Source organism: Photobacterium indicum (assembly GCF_003026215.1).
GTDB classification, from domain to species: Bacteria; Pseudomonadota; Gammaproteobacteria; order Enterobacterales; family Vibrionaceae; genus Photobacterium; species Photobacterium indicum.
Map to the genome: position 1 here is coordinate 761,561 of NZ_PYOC01000002.1, position 16,961 is coordinate 778,521.

General features: G+C 42.9%; 16 protein-coding genes. All 16 read right to left on the minus strand.

Annotated features, from left to right (window positions below; all coding sequences use genetic code 11):
- Positions 1-3: 3 nt before the first annotated feature.
- On the minus strand, positions 4-654 hold the full coding sequence (ccmA, locus tag C9J47_RS09330; RefSeq protein WP_107253265.1) for a cytochrome c biogenesis heme-transporting ATPase CcmA: 651 nt from the start codon (positions 652-654) through the stop codon (positions 4-6).
- Between the two features lie 620 nt (positions 655-1,274).
- Positions 1,275-1,709 (minus strand): DUF2802 domain-containing protein, encoded by a 435-nt coding sequence (locus C9J47_RS09335; RefSeq protein ID WP_107253266.1) that lies wholly within the window; start codon positions 1,707-1,709, stop codon positions 1,275-1,277.
- A complete protein-coding gene (locus C9J47_RS09340) occupies positions 1,709-2,203 on the minus strand; it encodes a chemotaxis protein CheW (RefSeq protein WP_107253267.1) in 495 nt (164 codons plus the stop codon). The genes C9J47_RS09335 and C9J47_RS09340 overlap by 1 nt, the downstream gene beginning before the upstream one ends.
- A 23-nt stretch (positions 2,204-2,226) precedes the next feature.
- Positions 2,227-3,342 (minus strand): chemotaxis protein CheW, encoded by a 1,116-nt coding sequence (locus C9J47_RS09345; protein WP_107253268.1) that lies wholly within the window; start codon positions 3,340-3,342, stop codon positions 2,227-2,229.
- On the minus strand, positions 3,332-4,111 hold the full coding sequence (locus C9J47_RS09350; RefSeq protein ID WP_107253269.1) for a ParA family protein: 780 nt from the start codon (positions 4,109-4,111) through the stop codon (positions 3,332-3,334). Before C9J47_RS09350 ends, C9J47_RS09345 begins: the two co-directional genes overlap by 11 nt.
- Before the next feature lie 10 nt (positions 4,112-4,121).
- The gene (locus C9J47_RS09355) at positions 4,122-5,288 is read right to left on the minus strand and encodes a protein-glutamate methylesterase/protein-glutamine glutaminase (protein WP_107253270.1); all 1,167 of its coding nucleotides are present in this window, start codon (positions 5,286-5,288) and stop codon (positions 4,122-4,124) included.
- An 86-nt stretch (positions 5,289-5,374) separates the two neighbouring features.
- Positions 5,375-7,609 (minus strand): chemotaxis protein CheA, encoded by a 2,235-nt coding sequence (locus C9J47_RS09360; protein WP_107253271.1) that lies wholly within the window; start codon positions 7,607-7,609, stop codon positions 5,375-5,377.
- Positions 7,610-7,618: 9 nt separating this feature from the next.
- Positions 7,619-8,335: a protein phosphatase CheZ gene (locus C9J47_RS09365; protein WP_107253272.1), complete on the minus strand. Its 717-nt coding sequence runs from the start codon at positions 8,333-8,335 to the stop codon at positions 7,619-7,621.
- A 41-nt stretch (positions 8,336-8,376) separates the two neighbouring features.
- Positions 8,377-8,760, minus strand: coding sequence for a chemotaxis response regulator CheY (cheY, locus tag C9J47_RS09370; protein ID WP_107253273.1), 384 nt, complete (start codon positions 8,758-8,760; stop codon positions 8,377-8,379).
- Between the two features lie 63 nt (positions 8,761-8,823).
- The gene (locus C9J47_RS09375) at positions 8,824-9,546 is read right to left on the minus strand and encodes an RNA polymerase sigma factor FliA (protein ID WP_107253274.1); all 723 of its coding nucleotides are present in this window, start codon (positions 9,544-9,546) and stop codon (positions 8,824-8,826) included.
- The gene (locus tag C9J47_RS09380) at positions 9,539-10,426 is read right to left on the minus strand and encodes a MinD/ParA family protein (RefSeq protein WP_006230984.1); all 888 of its coding nucleotides are present in this window, start codon (positions 10,424-10,426) and stop codon (positions 9,539-9,541) included. The genes C9J47_RS09375 and C9J47_RS09380 overlap by 8 nt, the downstream gene beginning before the upstream one ends.
- The gene (gene flhF, locus C9J47_RS09385; RefSeq protein WP_107253275.1) at positions 10,419-12,182 is read right to left on the minus strand and encodes a flagellar biosynthesis GTPase FlhF; all 1,764 of its coding nucleotides are present in this window, start codon (positions 12,180-12,182) and stop codon (positions 10,419-10,421) included. The genes C9J47_RS09380 and flhF overlap by 8 nt, the downstream gene beginning before the upstream one ends.
- Positions 12,183-12,286: 104 nt before the next feature.
- Entirely contained in the window at positions 12,287-14,383 is a 2,097-nt protein-coding gene (gene flhA, locus C9J47_RS09390) for a flagellar biosynthesis protein FlhA (protein ID WP_107253276.1), read from the minus strand.
- Between the two features lie 292 nt (positions 14,384-14,675).
- Complete coding sequence (flhB, locus tag C9J47_RS09395; RefSeq protein WP_107253277.1) at positions 14,676-15,806, minus strand: flagellar biosynthesis protein FlhB; 1,131 nt, start codon at positions 15,804-15,806, stop codon at positions 14,676-14,678.
- Positions 15,806-16,588: a flagellar biosynthetic protein FliR gene (gene fliR, locus C9J47_RS09400; protein WP_107253278.1), complete on the minus strand. Its 783-nt coding sequence runs from the start codon at positions 16,586-16,588 to the stop codon at positions 15,806-15,808. The genes flhB and fliR overlap by 1 nt, the downstream gene beginning before the upstream one ends.
- Before the next feature lie 85 nt (positions 16,589-16,673).
- Complete coding sequence (gene fliQ / locus C9J47_RS09405; protein ID WP_006230979.1) at positions 16,674-16,943, minus strand: flagellar biosynthesis protein FliQ; 270 nt, start codon at positions 16,941-16,943, stop codon at positions 16,674-16,676.
- Positions 16,944-16,961: the final 18 nt, after the last annotated feature.

Below are 16,961 nucleotides of genomic sequence, written 5' to 3' on the forward strand. Positions count from 1 at the left end.
TTGTTACTGCCCTAGCTTGATTTTTCGTAAATGGTTGCTGTCTGCAAACATGTCTTGGTGTGTAGTGAGTAAAACAATACCCCCTCGTTCCACATGAGAGAGAAACAGGCTTTCTAACACTTTTACACCTTGCTTATCAATGGCAGTAAGAGGTTCATCAAGAATCCATAATTTATGGTTGCTAATCCATAACCTTGCGAGTGCAACACGCCGCTGTTGCCCTGCAGATAATTGTCCAGCAAGTACATCTTCACGCCCAGCAAGACCGACTTGTGCTAGCGCTTGCCATAAGCTTTTATCACCAAGCACGGGGGGATTTCCACTCATGTCTTGGTCAATACTTTCATTATGCATGGCTTGAAAGAATGCTAAATTTTCGTAAGCTGTCAGCTCTCGCTTCACACCTGTTTGATGTCCTAAAAACAACAAGTCTTGATAATAATCTTCACGAGCAGACTCAATACCTTCACTTTTCCAGCATACCTGCCCACTATCAGCACGCCCTAAACCAGCAATAATTCTTAATAATGTGGTTTTACCAGCACCGTTGTGGCCTTCTATCTGGATTAGCTCTCCAGAAGAAATCGTAAAACTCAAATCATCAAACAGTACACGCTCATCGCGAACACAACTTAGTTTTTCTACTGACAGCATATGAAATGATGCATCCTAAGTGACACAATTAATCCCGCATATTACCACATTGGCCTTCATTTTTGTTAGACGCTACGTTGCATAGATTTCGGATAAACCTAAGTAAATGTGATGTGGATACGCATCTTTCACATCACAACTATCCCTTATCGTAAAAAACGCCAATAAAGATAGACAACAACAACCTAAAAAAGTGCAATCTTATACGTTTTTTTTGACAAATCTCAATCGGTTAACGTTACTGCAATATGTAATTTGAATAACAACAGCTTTCACCAATTCAAATGTAAAACCGACAAGAAACATTTCTTTACACTTACCTACAAAAATTGCAAATTAAGGAAGTCACCACTGGATACTAATGCGTCTTTTTTATATTTATAAATTCGCTAAAGCGTTCAGCGCCATAATAAAGTCCTATTAAAATATTAGCGTAAAATCAATTTATTTGGACACAAAGCAAGAAAGTCCTAAAAATAATAATTCAGCGACTCATCTGTTTCTTACTTGAGTTCGATACTTACTTTTTCGCTATAAACGAAAAAACCCCTCCCAAGAGGGAGAGGTTTTAATTATTCATATCACATTAACGTTCATTATCAATGAGCCATTAGATGCGATTATCTACGCCTTGGTGGTGCTATTTTCTGCTGAAGTCGAAGCAATAATTCTGCTTCCGCTTTAGGTAAATCACACTCTTGCATGAGCTCATTAACGTCAGCACCCAACTCAACCATTTTACTGGCTCGGCTATAGAGCTTACCTTCAGGATCTTGCATCGCCATCTCACCTTGTCGATCTGAAAGATCTTCAAGCTGCTGTGCCATATCTGCCATCTTTTGGCTCATGCCCATCGTACCTGCGCGCAATTCGTTAAATTGTTTAGAAAAGCTTTCTTGCTGTTGACGGGCATTTTTTAGCACAACTTCAATCGCTGAAAATTTCATTTCTAACGCTTGGCGAGCTGCGCGTTCTCTGCGAACCATAACAATCGCAAAAATGATTGTAATCAGCGAAAACGCAACGGGTAACCAAGGCATGATCTGGCTAAACATTATAAGTAAGCCATCTCATCCCATTCGTCATCTGATAATAATTTATTCAGATCAACGAGAATAAGTAGCTCTCCATCGCGGTTGCTTACACCTTGAATGAATTTCGAGCTCTCTTCTGTACCAACACTTGGCGTAGTATCAATTTCAGAACTACGTAAATAAACAACTTCCGCTACACTATCGACTAAAATACCAATCACTTGCTTGTCAGCTTCAATAATTACAATACGGGTATTATCAGAAATTTCACCCGGCATTAAACCAAAGCGAGAACGCGTGTCGATCACTGTGACAACATTACCACGTAAATTAATAATACCTATCACATAATCAGGTGCACCGGGTACAGGCGCAATTTCTGAATAACGTAATACTTCACGTACCTGCATTACATTAATACCATAGGTTTCTGATTCCAACTGGAAAGTAACCCACTGTAAAACTTCATCGGTGCCGTCTTCTTTTTGGATCTCGGCTACGCTAACCTGCGACATACTGTTTCCTTTTAGTCTCACGCTCATACAATACTTTTAACATCTAACCCCTCATTTAACATCGAGATGAGAGCATTAACATGAATTAGAGCACACATTTTTTCTTTAACCATACCGGCAAGCCAAGGGCGTTTTCCCGCCATCTCCCTCCACCGAACACTTTGTGAAGTCAGTACTTCAGTTCCATGGAGCTTATCACAAGCCAAACCCCATTTACTGTCTCCTAACATCACGATATAACTAAAATCATCTTTATAATCGTCATTTTGCAGTTTGTCTGCCATCACCCAGCGAGCAGTATCAACCACATCGAATTGCTGATCTTTGCTGGTAAGCAAGCCAAGATACCAAGCTGGCCGCCCCATTAGATGGTTTAAATCCATCATTTGGTGGATACCACCAAGCTCAGTCAATGCTACCGCAAAGGTAACACCACAGACTTCAAAAAATAACGCTTGAAAATCTTGTTCTTTATCTAAGTGATGCCATTGCTCTGGTGGTTGCTCACCTCCAGCTTCCACTTGAACAGCAACATCTGTATCTGTATCTGTATCAGTTTTTTCAGATATTGATTCACTTGTGACGATGTCAATATCATCAGAGGTAGCACATTGCGTATCTTGTTGTGTCACCGTCAGTGATTCTGTGTCGATCTCTGCGGTACTGGCACACTCTGTTTCTATTTCAACCTCAGTCTCAGAGTCTGTCGATATCGATGTCATTTGACTTAACAATCGCTGAACACTACCCAACTCAGCAAAATGTTCGTCACACGATGCCTCTGTTTCAAAAGCACGAGGTGATTCAGGTAATACCTGTTCACTAAGACTTGCAGGTTGTGCTCTTATTGTGTGCACTGGCTCTGGTTTTGATGCAGATGTCCAGTCTAGCCCTTGATGTGTTTTTTTCGACCTGCGTTCGACATCGGCTAAAATAGGTTGCTCAGCTAAAACAGAAGATGCTGACTCTAATTGAGTACTAGTATCGTTACCTCTCGATTCAGCCAATTGCTCAAAATCAAACGGAATACTGGTTTCATCAGAGATGACGTCATCTTCAACAGCAGAAGGCTCTACCAGTAAATCATTAAAATAATCATCCAGCGCTTGTTCACTGGATAAACGACTTTTATCGTTCATCTTGATCCAACCGCTCTAAATAATTTAATAATGTTTTATACGCAAAAACACCACGGCAATTACGCGCAAACAGTGACGGTGGCATATGCTTCATACTTGCATCACGAAACTTCGTATCTATCGGTACTGCTGATGCCCATATTTGATCAGGAAAGCGCATTTTTAATTCTTGTAATGTCTGCAATGAGGCGCGTGTACGTTTGTCGTACATCGTGGGCACAATGCTTACCTTAAAACCTGATGGACGTGACTTTTGCATAATCTGTAGTGTTCGCATCATACGTTCAAGCCCTTTCATGGCTAGAAATTCGGTTTGAACGGGGATCAAAATACGATCACTGGCCGCTAGTGCATTCACCATCATTACCCCTAATACCGGAGGGCAATCAATCAAGACATAATCATAATTGTCGATTAGGCTATTCAAGGCTTTTTTAAGCACTAACCCCATACCACCACGGCTTCCCATTACGCGATCTAAGGTCGCCAGAGACATATGAGCCGGTATAATATCAATATTTTCAAACGCTGTATTTAGAATCAAAGGCTGTACTGCGCTTCGAGTCACCTCTGGCAGCTGAAATAAATCGAAAAGACTTGCAGGCACAGAGTCTGAATCAAACTTTAAATATGTCGTCAACGAAGCATGCGGATCGGTGTCGACTAATAACACACGTTTTTTCCGCTCACTTAATAAACCAGCAAGAGTGACTGTCGTGGTCGTTTTACCGACACCACCCTTTTGATTCGCTATGCTCCAGATTTTCAAAGCCGACTCCTTACCGTCCAACTTCCACTAAAATACGTTCCGCAAAACGTTCTAATGGTAAATCTTCCGTTGAGATACCGGCTTTTGCAACAGCTTGCGGCATACCGTAAACCACACAACTTTCTTCATCTTGTGCCCAAACGGTTGAACCATGCGTTTTTAACATTCGCGCACCTTCACGCCCATCCGCCCCCATACCAGTAAGGATCATCGACAATACTTTATCGTTATAAACCTTAGCGGCAGAACCAAATGTCACATCTACACACGGTTTATAGTTCATACGTTCGCCACCATCCAATATGCGAAGGCGGGCAGAACCAGGTCTACCTTCAAGCATCATTTGCTTGCCACCTGGTGCTAAATAAGCAACACCAGCACGCAATGTATCGCCGTCTTCTGCTTCTTTCACACTAATTTTGCTCAGATTATTCAAACGAGCAGCAAATGCAGCAGTAAACGTTGCGGGCATGTGTTGAACTAACACGATTGGATACGGAAAGTTTGCAGGCAATTGCGTTAATATTTTTTGCAATGCAACAGGCCCTCCCGTCGACGTACCTATTGCCATCAATTGGTATTTCTTACCCGATGCTTTAAAGCGCGCCATTGGCTTCGCGGCTACGGCAGAGTGCATCGTTTGTCGAGTCGTCGAAGTCGGCGTTACGCGAGCCGCTGTTGTTCGCGCTGCTGTAGTTAAAGCCGCATTGACAGGTGCTGAATGTCGGCTAACAGGCACAACAGCGGGTGTCGTTCTTAGCGGGCGGCGCATAAACATGCGTTTACGTGCTAACTCGCCGACACGCTTTTGCAACAGACTAATTGCTTCATCGCGATTGCGTGCAATATCTTCAAATTTCTTAGGCAAGAAGTCTAAAGCACCCGCATCTAATGCATCCAGTGTCGCCTTTGCCCCTTCCTGGGTTAGCGATGAAAACATTAGAATAGGCGTAGGCAGTACCTTCATTATTTCCCGAACCGCTGTAATGCCATCCATTACAGGCATTTCAATGTCCATGGTAATAACGTCTGGTTGCAGTTTCTGTACTAATTCAACAGCTTCTTTGCCATTAACCGCATTGCCGATTACCTCTAAACGAGGATCTGCATTAATAATTTCACTTACTCGGCGACGGAAAAAACTGGAATCGTCCACCACCAAAACTTTAACTGTCATGTAGTTATAATCCCGTATCTACCTGATCTTAATGGTTAGGGGCATTGCCTTGCCCCTAACATTATAATAATGAGTGATCAGATTAATTAGTTGCCAGCGTAATGCTTTAATAAATTGGGCACATCAAGAATAAGTGCAATATGACCATCACTTGTAATGGTTGCACCTGCCATACCAGGCGTACCTTGAAGTAAATCATCAAGAGGCTTTATCACGACTTCTTCTTGACCAATTAACGTATCGACCACAAAGCCTACACGCTGGTGACCAATCTGCACAATAACAACATGGCCATGTACACGATCGCTCTTCACCGCAGCTCTACTACCCAACAACCAATCTTGGAGGTAAAACAGTGGAATCGCTTTATCACGCACAATGATGGTTAATTGCCCATCGACTTTATTCGTTTTACGCAGATCTAAATGGAAGATCTCATTCACACTCGCTAAAGGCAATGCAAAAGGCTGTTCAGAAACGCCAACCATCAAGGTCGGAAGTATGGCTAGAGTCAATGGAACTTTAATATCAATTCGGGTGCCTTTTCCTAAGGCGGAATCAATATAAATTGAACCATTTAATTGGTTAATCGCTGTTTTAACAACGTCCATACCCACACCACGACCCGAGATATCTGAAATCTCTTTTTTGGTCGAGAACCCCGGTGCAAAGATCAGGTTATAGGCTTCGTTATCTGATATTCGAGAGGCTGAATCGGCATCCATCACACCACGTTCGACTGCAATTGCACGTAATCTGTCTGCATCCATACCACCACCATCGTCTTCAATGGTCAGCAATATGTGATCACCTTCTTGAGAGGCTGATAGTAAGACAGTACCGACAAGAGGCTTACCTGTTTTTGCACGAACATCTGGCATTTCGATACCATGATCGACAGAGTTTCGCACCAAGTGAACCAATGGATCCGCAAGTGCTTCAACCAAATTTTTATCAAGATCGGTGTCTTCACCACGCATTTCCAACACGATGTCTTTCTTTAAGGTACGTGCTAAATCTCGCACGACGCGTGGGAATCGACCAAAGACTTTCTTGATTGGTTGCATGCGGGTTTTCATTACCGCACCTTGTAGATCTGCCGTGACTACATCAAGGTTAGCTACCGCTTTTGACATGTCTTCGTCATTATTGTTTAGCCCTAAACTGACTAAACGGTTTCTAACCAAAACAAGCTCACCCACCATATTCATAATGTTATCAAGCGTTGAGGTTTCTACACGCACCGTTGAATCTGCTTGGGCTTTCGGCTTCACTTTTTCAGGTATAACTTGCTGAGATTTACGTTCAGCAACTGGCTGAGAAATCACCGCATCAGCAACTACCGTTGCAGTAGGCATTACAGGTAATGGTTGAGTAACAGCTGGCGTATTACTTTCAGCTATCATTGTTTCAATAGATTTAGTAGCAGCTTCTAATTCTTCTTCTGACGGACCTTTACCACTACCATGTAATTCATCTAACAGACGTTCAAATTCATCATCTGACATTAAATCATCATCGCTAGCACCTACCTCTATTGGAGCTGCTGCAACGGGAATCGGCTTGGCCGTCGATTCTGACATCGTAGTTTGATTCAATACAGGGCTGTTCCCAACACCATGCAGTTCATCCAGTAAACGTTCAAATTCATCATCAGTGATATCACCGCTTTCTGCTTGAATTTGAGAAATCACACTAGTACCAGCAGCAGGTGCTGACTCTGGCACATCTAGGCTAGCGGTTGGGCTCATACCTTGGCCGTGAAGTTCATCAAGCAAACGATCAAATTCGTCTTGTGTCATATCATCAACTGAATCACCAACCATAGCAGATGTATTACTCTGAGAGACTGGTGGCGTTACAGGTGATAACACGGGTATTTCGGCAACAGGAGCTGGTTCAGCAGCAGGCTGAGTCAGTTCTTGTGCAGTTGGCGCCTTACTGAAACGGTGCATCGCTTCAAGTAGGCTCGGCTTTGCTGGGTCTAATGGCTGACTCTCTTGAACTTGCCCAAACATGATGTTGATGGCATCTAACGCTTCAAGAATAACATCCATCAGTTCAGGTGTTATCTTTCGTTTACCAGTTCGCAATAAGTCGAACACGTTTTCCGCACCGTGGCACGCATCTACGAGTTCAGCTAAAGAAAGAAAACCAGCACCGCCTTTTACTGTGTGAAATCCACGGAAAATAGCATTCAGTAAATCTGAATCATCAGGATTACGCTCTAGCTCAACGAGCTGCTCCGAAAGCAACTCTAAAATTTCCCCAGCTTCAATTAAAAAGTCCTGTAGGATATCTTCGTCTAAATCAAAGCTCATATTTTTCCCCTAAAATCCAAGACTTGATAGCAAATCGTCAACATCATCTTGCGTAGACATAACATCTTCACGCTCTTCTGCATTAACAATTGGACCTTCAGGGGTCAGCGCCGCTACCGTGAGGGTTTCTGCTCTATCGTCTTGTTCCATGCCAAACGCTTTAAGAATATCAACCAATCGGTCTTCAACTTCATGCACTAACTCAATCACACGACGAATAATTTGTCCGGTAAGGTCTTGAAAGTCCTGTGCCATCATTATTTCTGTCAGTTGATTGCGAAGTTCACAACTATCACCTTCAACCTGCACCAATAGATGATCAATGTCGTGGCACATTATTTTGAACTCTGAGAGTTCAATTTTGCCAGCCATTAAGCGCTTCCACTGGGGGTGAACTTGAAGCAATGTCTCGTGAAGTTTATCTGCGATAGGTAAAGTACTTTCGACCGCATCCATCGTTTTGTTCGCTGCCGCTTCCGTTTTATCAATCACATAAGAAAGACGATCGCGGGCGTCAGGTATTTCAGTTTTAGCTAAATCATTAATACGAGGATCAAGGCGAAAGTTTGCGAGCGAATCATGTAATTGCCGGGTTATTTTACCCACCTCTGCAAACATCGGTTCCTGTGAATCAGAAACGACAGTCTGCACCAGTGAATTGGCTTCAGCCTGCTTGCCACTTTCCAGTAAGCTAACAAGTTGTTGTGCCTGTTCGAGTGAAATCATTATTATTATTACCCTTGCCCTTTACGCTCAATCAGCAGCTATTACTGCATCCGCTCGAAAACTTTATCCAGCTTCGTTTTCAACGTTGCGGCAGTAAATGGTTTAACAATGTATCCATTCACACCAGCTTGTGCCGCTTCTATGATTTGCTCGCGCTTTGCTTCTGCCGTGATCATAAGAACAGGTAGGTGCTTCAATTGTTCATCAACACGGATGTGTTTAAGTAAATCGATACCTTGCATACCTGGCATGTTCCAATCTGTAACGACAAAATCAAAATCGCCTTTTTTCAACATTGGTAATGCCGTTAAGCCATCATCAGCTTCATGGGTATTATTAAAACCCAGATCACGTAATAAGTTTTTAACGATACGTCGCATTGTCGAAAAGTCATCAACAATTAAGATTTTTATATTTTTGTTCAAAGTTGCCTCCACTGAGGTCACAGTGTTTTTTATCTAGGTTTTATTTAGTAATACTAAACAGTATTAAGCAGCCCAAGCGGTTAGCTTAGAGCGCAAACGTTGCATAGCCTGACTATGAATCTGGCAAATTCGGGATTCACTCACCCCAACAACGGCTCCAATCTCTTTAAGATTAAGTTCTTCGTCATAATAAAGTGATAGAACCAAAGCCTCTCTTTCAGGGAGCGTTTTGATGGCATCTGCCAAAGATTGACGGAAATTATCATCTACAACACCCTGAAAGGGAAGATTTTCTTCTCGTGACGTCTCGGTTGTCACTGCATCTTCTGATACGCCAAGATCGTCCATGCCAACAAGACGCCCACAATTAACATCATTTAATGCTTGATGATACTGCTCGAGCGTCATTTCGAGATGTTCGGCAATTTCTGTATCTGTAGGGTCGCGACCTAACTTGTTTTCAAGCTGTGCCATGGCCTCGGTTATGCGTCGGTTATTCTTATACACAGATCGAGGAACCCAATCACCACGACGAATATCATCCAACATGGCTCCTCGAATACGAATACCCGCAAAGGTTTCAAAACTCGCCCCTTTGGTTGGGTCATAATTCTGCTGTGCTTCTAGCAAACCAATCATACCTGATTGAATCAAGTCTTCGACTTGTACGCTAGACGGAAGCCTTCCCATCAGGTGATACGCAATGCGTTTAACCAGCGACGAATAGCGCTCGATAAATGCTTGCGGGCTTTCCTTATATTGCCCATAAGCAAGAGCTTTATTCACCTCGTGGCACCTCTGAAGAAGTTGGCTTCACCAGTAATCTTTCAACAAAGAATTCTAAATGACCACCCGGATTGTGTGGAACAGGCCAAGTCAACGCCTTGTTCGATAATGACGTTAATGCTAACGCTGCCGGACAGCGTGGGAAGGCATCAACAACAATCTTCTGCCGTTTAACCGCTTGGCGAACGCGGTCATCTAGAGGCACACAAGCAACAAGTTCAAGGTTTGCATCTAAAAATCGCTCAGTGACTCGCGTTAACTTAGTGAATAAATCACGCCCTTCACGGTAGCTTCGCACCATGTTGGCTACAATTTTAAAACGCTGAACATCGTATTCACGGCTTAATACTTTGATGAGTGCATACGCGTCAGTAATCGAGGTTGGTTCGTCACATACGACCACCAAGACATCTTGTGCTGCGCGAGCAAAACTTAGCACCATATCCGAAATACCAGCGGCAGTATCAACAAGTAACACATCAATGTCATCTTGCAAGTTACCAAAGGCACGAATCAAGCCTGCATGTTGTGCCGGAGATAGCTCCGCCATTTTTTGTGTGCCTGATGAACCGGGAATAATTTTAACACCGTACGGACCTTCAAGAATCACATCTTGCAAGTCACACTGCCCAGCAAGTACATGCGATAAGTTTCGCCCAGAACGTAGACCTAACATCACATCAACGTTTGCCAACCCTAAATCGGCATCGAGCACCATCACTTTTTTACCTTGGCGAGCCATTGAAATAGCCATGCTTAACGTCACGTTAGTTTTACCCACGCCACCTTTACCGCCAGTCACCGTAATCACTTTCGTTGATGATAATTTTGTCATACGGCGCAAGCCGCTTGCTTGATCGTGCATCATGTTCTCAATCATAATAATCCGCCGCCTTGTTCTCTGAACTATCACTACTCCAGAAATGAGATTGCTGACTAATTTCTTGTTCTAATAATTCATTAGCGCGTGAGACAAGGTAGTTACCTGTTGCAACTTTAATGTCTTCGGGAACACGCTGACCATCTGCTAAGTAAGCAATAGGTAATGCATTTTGTATTGTCACGCACATTACCTCTCCTAAACTTAATGATTCATCCAGCTTTGTCAGCACACAGCCTGAAAGCGGTATCCGGCGGAAATGTTCAATGGTTTCTTGTAATACTCGACGCTGAGCCGTTGAAGGCAAAACAAGGAAGCTGCGAATATGTGCGCCACTGTTTTGCATTAAAGTATCAAGCTGCTCTGATAAACGAATATCTCGTTGCCCCATGCCCGCAGTATCAAGCAATACTAAACGTCGATGTCTTAACTGATGAAGTATATCGGCAAGTTCTTCAGCATCTTTAGCAACTCTTACCGGACACCCCATAATTCGTCCATAAGTGGCCAATTGTTCATGTGCACCAATACGGTAAGTATCGGTTGTAACCAGTGCAATTTCATCTGCACCGAAATCCATCGCCGCTCTGGCAGCAAGCTTGGCAATGGTGGTTGTTTTACCTACGCCTGTTGGTCCTAATAAAGCGACCACACCACCGGTTTCTAAAATACAATCGCTGGTCGTAATAATTTGATCTGCTAATAAATCCAGTAATGCTGGCCATGCTTCATGGGCGGGTACATCTTCTGGAATATAACTCGCAAATTGGTCGGCAAGTTCTGATGATAAACCCATTTTTTCTAATCGCTTTATCATCATTGCGCGCATAGGTTCACGTCGTTCGACTTCTTGCCACATCAAGCCAGATAACTGGTGTTCAAGCAAACTGCGGATCGATGACATTTCTGAACGCATCGTCTCCATTTCATCGTTTGAATGTGGCGATTTCGCATCATAACGTGACGGATCTAAACGCGACTGATTAAAACGAGAGCTATTATGGCTAAAAGAGGATTCAGCTCGGCTATCACGTCCACGGCCAAACTCTGATGCTTGCTCGCGCTGTCGCGGTTCATTTTGCGGCTTTTCATTGCGCGCAGGGTACGGACGACGATAATCACCAAAATCTAATGGATTAGCCTTCGATTGTTGAGCAGAATTCATACCTCGAGCAGAGTATCCTGATTGACGATTATCGCTATGCTCGCCACTGAAACGATCAGAGCCTGCACGATGTCCATCGCCCATATTCCGATAATTCCCCTGCCCTTGAGCATGAGACTCCCTTTGAGGAGGCTGCTTATTATGTGCCTGTAACGCCGAAGGCGAACGTCCACCGCGATTATCGCTGTTTGAGCGATCGTAGCTATGACGTTCCGAAGACTCACCGTGCTGTTTGGACTGGCGGTTCAGTAATGCCGATAACGAGTCAGGTTCTGGTGAACTATCTTTTGGCTTATCGCCAGTATAGTTTTGCAATACACTGGCAAAACGACTTGCTGCTGATTGCTTTATCTGTACTTGGTCTTCAGCCAGCTTTCGCTTTGCTTGACCAAGACGATTAGCCAAAGCATCACGTGTGTTTTGAGATGCTTTTGGTGGTTCATTCGCAATATCTGTATCAACGGCAGCAACAATTTCGACTCCGCCGGTCACTTTTTTATTGGACATGATTACCGCATCAGCACCTAGCTCTTCTTTTACTTCACTGAGCGCTGTTCGCATGTCTTTGGCAAAAAATCGTTTTATTTTCACTCTTATATTCCCGTCAAATCACGCTTTAACCGAAGTCGAGATTTCCATCAAATCCAATTAACAGACCAAAGTAATTAGCCAATAAGGCTCTTCACAAATAGCGTTTAATTACCGACTGCATTCACGATACGTATTTGCTTCTCATCAGGCACTTCTTGATAAGACAGCACGCGCAAGCTTGGTATTGTATTTTTAACAAACTTTGCAAGTGTTGAACGTAAGACACCAGATGTCAGTAATACTGCAGGCTCCCCTTTCAACTCTTGCTGTTGCGTTGCTTCAGTCAATGAACGTTGAAGTCGCTCAGCTAAACCAGGTTCAATACCTGATGATTCACCACCAGCAGATTGCATTGTTTTATGCAAAATTTGTTCCAATTCTGGAACCAATGTAATTACAGGCAATTCAATCTCTATACCATTGATTTCTTGTACGATTAAACGTTTTAAACCAATTCTAACTGCCGCAGTTAAAATGTCAGGATCTTGACTCTTTGATGAGTACTCCGACAATGTCTGAATAATTGTTCGAATATCGCGGACAGGAATTGCCTCGTTCAGTAAGTTCTGCATCACTTTAACCACCGCACCTAACGGCAACTGATCCGGCACAAAACCGTCAACCAGCTTCGGTGTTGATTGACCTAGCATCTCGAGTAAGTTCTGTACTTCTTCATGTCCGAGTAATTGTGATGCACTATTGGTCAATATTTGACTTAAATGTGTTGCTAATACCGTTGCGGAATCGACAACGGTATAACCTAATGCTTGCGCATGCTCGCGCTGTGATTCCATTATCCATACCGCTTCTAACCCAAAAGCAGGATCAGTGGTTGTCTCACCATCAATCGTACCAAACACCTGCCCTGGATTAATCGCTAATTCCATATTGGGGTGAATATTGGCTTCACCACAAGCTACGCCCATCAAGCTGATACGATAGCTATTCGGTGGCAACTCCAAATTATCGCGAATGTGTACGGGAGGAATAAGAAATCCAAAATCTTGTGATAGTTTTTTACGCACCCCTTTCACGCGATCAAGTAACTCTCCGCCTTGCTCTTTATCAACCATAGGGATTAAACGATAACCCACTTCAAGCCCAACAATATCAACCGGTTGAACATCATCCCATGAGAGCTCTTTCTGCGAGGGTTTCAACGCCAGCTCTGTTGATGGTGCTTCTTTTTCGATAAGCGCATCACGTTTTTCTTTCTTAATTCGCCAATAGGCGAAGCCACCGATCATGGCCGCTAATAACAAAAATGGTATATGCGGCATACCAGGTACAATACCCATTACAAATAAGATACCGCCCGTTACAACCAACGACTGAGGATTATTGAACAACTGAAAATACAGCTGCTGCCCCATGTCCTCGTCAGTATTTTGACGGGTTACCATCATTGCCGCACCAATCGACAGTAACAGTGACGGTATCTGAGCGACCAACCCATCACCAATGGTCAATAAGCTATATATTTGAATAGCATCACTAAATGGTAAGTCATGTTGCACCATACCAATGATCAATCCGCCAATAATATTGATGCAAAGAATCAATATACCCGCAATGGCATCACCTTTTACAAATTTCGACGCACCATCCATAGAACCGTAAAAATCCGCTTCTTTTGTTACTTCGAAACGGCGAGTACGTGCTTGATCTTGATCGATTAGCCCTGCATTCAAGTCGGCATCTATTGCCATCTGTTTACCGGGTAAAGCATCCAAGGTAAAACGCGCGCTCACTTCTGAGATACGCCCTGCACCTTTAGTTACAACCATGAAGTTAATGATCATCAAAATAAGAAAGACGACCAAACCAACCGCGTAGTTTCCGCCTATCACAACTGAGCCAAAGGCATCAATCACTTGCCCAGCCGCATCAGGACCTTCATGGCCATAGAGTAAAACAACTCGGGTCGAGGCAACGTTAAGGGCTAATCGCAATAACGTGGCAATTAAAAGCACCGTTGGAAATGCAGCAAAATCAAGTGGGCGACGGGTATAAATCGTAACCAGTAATACCACCAGCGATAGCGCGATATTAAAAGAAAATGCCATATCCAATAGCATTGGAGGCATCGGCAAGATAATCATTGCCAATGTTGCCAATACCATGACTGGTGCGCCTACTGCAGGCAAAGACTGTAATCGGGATAACGGTAATTTATCCAAAAATGGTAGCGATAGTTTCATGAAATCTTAATTTTTCAACACGGCACACATGACAATGGTGGCTCAGATTAATGTATTCGAGCGACCAGAAAGAATAACTACCTAAGCAAGAATCATGCCCATACGGTTGTCACTTTTTTGACACCAATGGAGGTTAACAGATATTTATATAAGCGATTATAAAAGGAATGAATTTTGTGATTCTTGCCATTATTTACAACATTATAAGTTAGCGCGTAAATTTAAAAAGTCCTAACGTGAGCATTATTCAATCAATATATCCATTCAAGTTCATAATCACGATATACCTCCTTTAATGACGTAGTTCCGTCGGGATTATCATCGCTTCTTTAGCCAACTTAGGCCGCTGCCCTTGCCCTTTTCGATATTGCTTCAATTGGAAGATATACGCTAACACCTGAGCAACCGCGACAAATAATCCATCAGGAATATGTTGTTCTAACTCAGTGGTATGATAGATAGCACGTGCCAACGGCGGTGCTGGCACAATATCGATATTATGTTTATTCGCGATTTCTCGGATTTTCAATGCTGTATGATCTACACCTTTGGCGATAACAATAGGGGCTGAATCGAGCTTAGGATCATAACGTAGCGCAACCGAAAAGTGCTCTGGGTTGGTGATAATAACATCTGCTTGAGGCACATCAGCCATCATTCGTCGTTGTGCCATTTCACGCTGAAGCATACGAATACGCCCTTTTACTTCAGGCTTACCTTCGGTGTCTTTGTATTCATCTTTCACTTCTTGCTTGGTCATTTTTAATTGTTCATTGTGCTGCCAAATTTGATATGGCACATCAATTGCCACAATCACCAGCAGTGAACAACAAATCAATAAAATAAATTGCATCAAAATATCAAGTGCATGAAAGATATTAGACGGATAAATTTCTAGACTTAATAAGAAGAAATCGTTCAAGCTTGAATACATTAAGTAAGCTGCAACACCCGCAACCAACAAAACCTTCAGAATTGATTTAATGAGTTCAACCCAACTTTGCATGCCAAACATGCGCTTGAATCCACTCATTGGGTTCATTTTTGACAATTTAGGCATTGCCGCTTCAGCAGAAAAACTCACACCGCCTAAACCCGCCGCACCAATCAGCGCCGCAGAAAATAGAACGACCAATACCAAACCAAGCGGAAAAACAACACTCCATATTGCACTGAGCATTATTGAGAATAACCGACTTAGATCATAAATTTCTTCACGACTAAGCGAAAACATTTGCGCCATGACTTCAGATAACGCTTTACCCAGCCCTTCACCGAACCACATCAGCGAAACAGCTCCCATTACCAATACAGCAACAGACGCTAACTCTTTAGAACGTGCTACTTGCCCTTTTTCTCGAGCTTGCTCGAGTTTCCTGGGCGTGGCGTCTTCGGTACGTTCTTGTCCGTCAGACTCTGCCATCAGCAATCCACCCTAATCAGGCTACAGATCTGCTGAAAGCCAAAATCCCAAGCATGTTGATACTGAGGCAACATACCCATAACCAAGTACCAACTGATAAGTAAACCCAGTAGCAATGCAAATGAAAAGCCTAACGCAAAGATATTTAGCTGTGGTGCAGCTCGCGTCATTACGCCAAACGATAAGTTCACCGTTAACAAAGCAATAACACCTGCCAATGCCATGTTAAGCGCACCTTTAAACATATGACCAAACCAACCCGCCAATTGGTAATAATCATCGGGGCGAAACATTTCTTGCCCTATCGGCAATGTTTTAAAACTCAGTACGATAACATTTAGCATTTCAAGGTGACCATCTGTTGCCAAGAACAGCATGATTGCAAGAAATAGGTAAAGCTGACCAAGCACTGGCGTATTCTGGCCATTAGCCGGATCAACCATGGATGCAAAACCTAAACTAGATTGCATGCCCAATATTTGCCCAACTAAAACAAAGGTTTGCGTCACAAATTGCGTCACTAACCCAATGGATACACCAATAACAATTTGTTGAGCCGTGATTAAAAAACCCTGCAAAGACAATAATTCAATGTTAGCTGGCACTGCGGGTAATGCAGGCATGACTGCAAAAGTAACGGTTAAACCAAGATACAAACGAATTTTAGGCGAGACAAAACGGGCACCAAAAAACGTCATTGTCATCATCATCGATGAAATGCGCGTAAAGGGCCAAAAATAATTAGCTAGCCAATCGAGTATAAGTGCTGACGGGTAAGCCATCGTTACAGGTTAGCCATTATTATTGATAAACCATCGTTATAAATAAGCCGTAGATTATGCGTGATCAAAAAAATCATAAGCAACGCTAATATAAAATCTGGGGGATACGATCTATGATGCGAAAAAAATAATCCATCAGCATTCCTGTCATCATATGTCCAAAAAACATCAGTGCTAATAAGGTTACAATTAATCGGGGCAAGAAACTTAATGTTTGTTCATTGATCGAGGTGGCCGCTTGGAAAACCGCAACGACTAGACCAATTAATAGACCAGGCACAACAATGGCACACACCATAATAAGTACCATAAACAAAGCTTCTTGAAATATTTCGACAAACGCTTCAGGTGTCATAACACTTCCTTTTCGATT

Coding starts and splice junctions, on each gene's coding strand:
- ccmA (WP_107253265.1), bottom strand. CDS start 654: ATGCTGTCAGTAGAAAAACTAAGTTGTGTTCGCGATGAGCGTGTACTG.
- C9J47_RS09335 (WP_107253266.1), bottom strand. CDS start 1,709: ATGTTTAGCCAGATCATGCCTTGGTTACCCGTTGCGTTTTCGCTGATT.
- C9J47_RS09340 (WP_107253267.1), bottom strand. CDS start 2,203: ATGTCGCAGGTTAGCGTAGCCGAGATCCAAAAAGAAGACGGCACCGAT.
- C9J47_RS09345 (WP_107253268.1), bottom strand. CDS start 3,342: ATGAACGATAAAAGTCGTTTATCCAGTGAACAAGCGCTGGATGATTAT.
- C9J47_RS09355 (WP_107253270.1), bottom strand. CDS start 5,288: ATGACAGTTAAAGTTTTGGTGGTGGACGATTCCAGTTTTTTCCGTCGC.
- C9J47_RS09360 (WP_107253271.1), bottom strand. CDS start 7,609: ATGAGCTTTGATTTAGACGAAGATATCCTACAGGACTTTTTAATTGAA.
- C9J47_RS09365 (WP_107253272.1), bottom strand. CDS start 8,335: ATGATTTCACTCGAACAGGCACAACAACTTGTTAGCTTACTGGAAAGT.
- C9J47_RS09380 (WP_006230984.1), bottom strand. CDS start 10,426: ATGATTGAGAACATGATGCACGATCAAGCAAGCGGCTTGCGCCGTATG.
- flhA (WP_107253276.1), bottom strand. CDS start 14,383: ATGAAACTATCGCTACCATTTTTGGATAAATTACCGTTATCCCGATTA.
- flhB (WP_107253277.1), bottom strand. CDS start 15,806: ATGGCAGAGTCTGACGGACAAGAACGTACCGAAGACGCCACGCCCAGG.
- fliR (WP_107253278.1), bottom strand. CDS start 16,588: ATGGCTTACCCGTCAGCACTTATACTCGATTGGCTAGCTAATTATTTT.
- fliQ (WP_006230979.1), bottom strand. CDS start 16,943: ATGACACCTGAAGCGTTTGTCGAAATATTTCAAGAAGCTTTGTTTATG.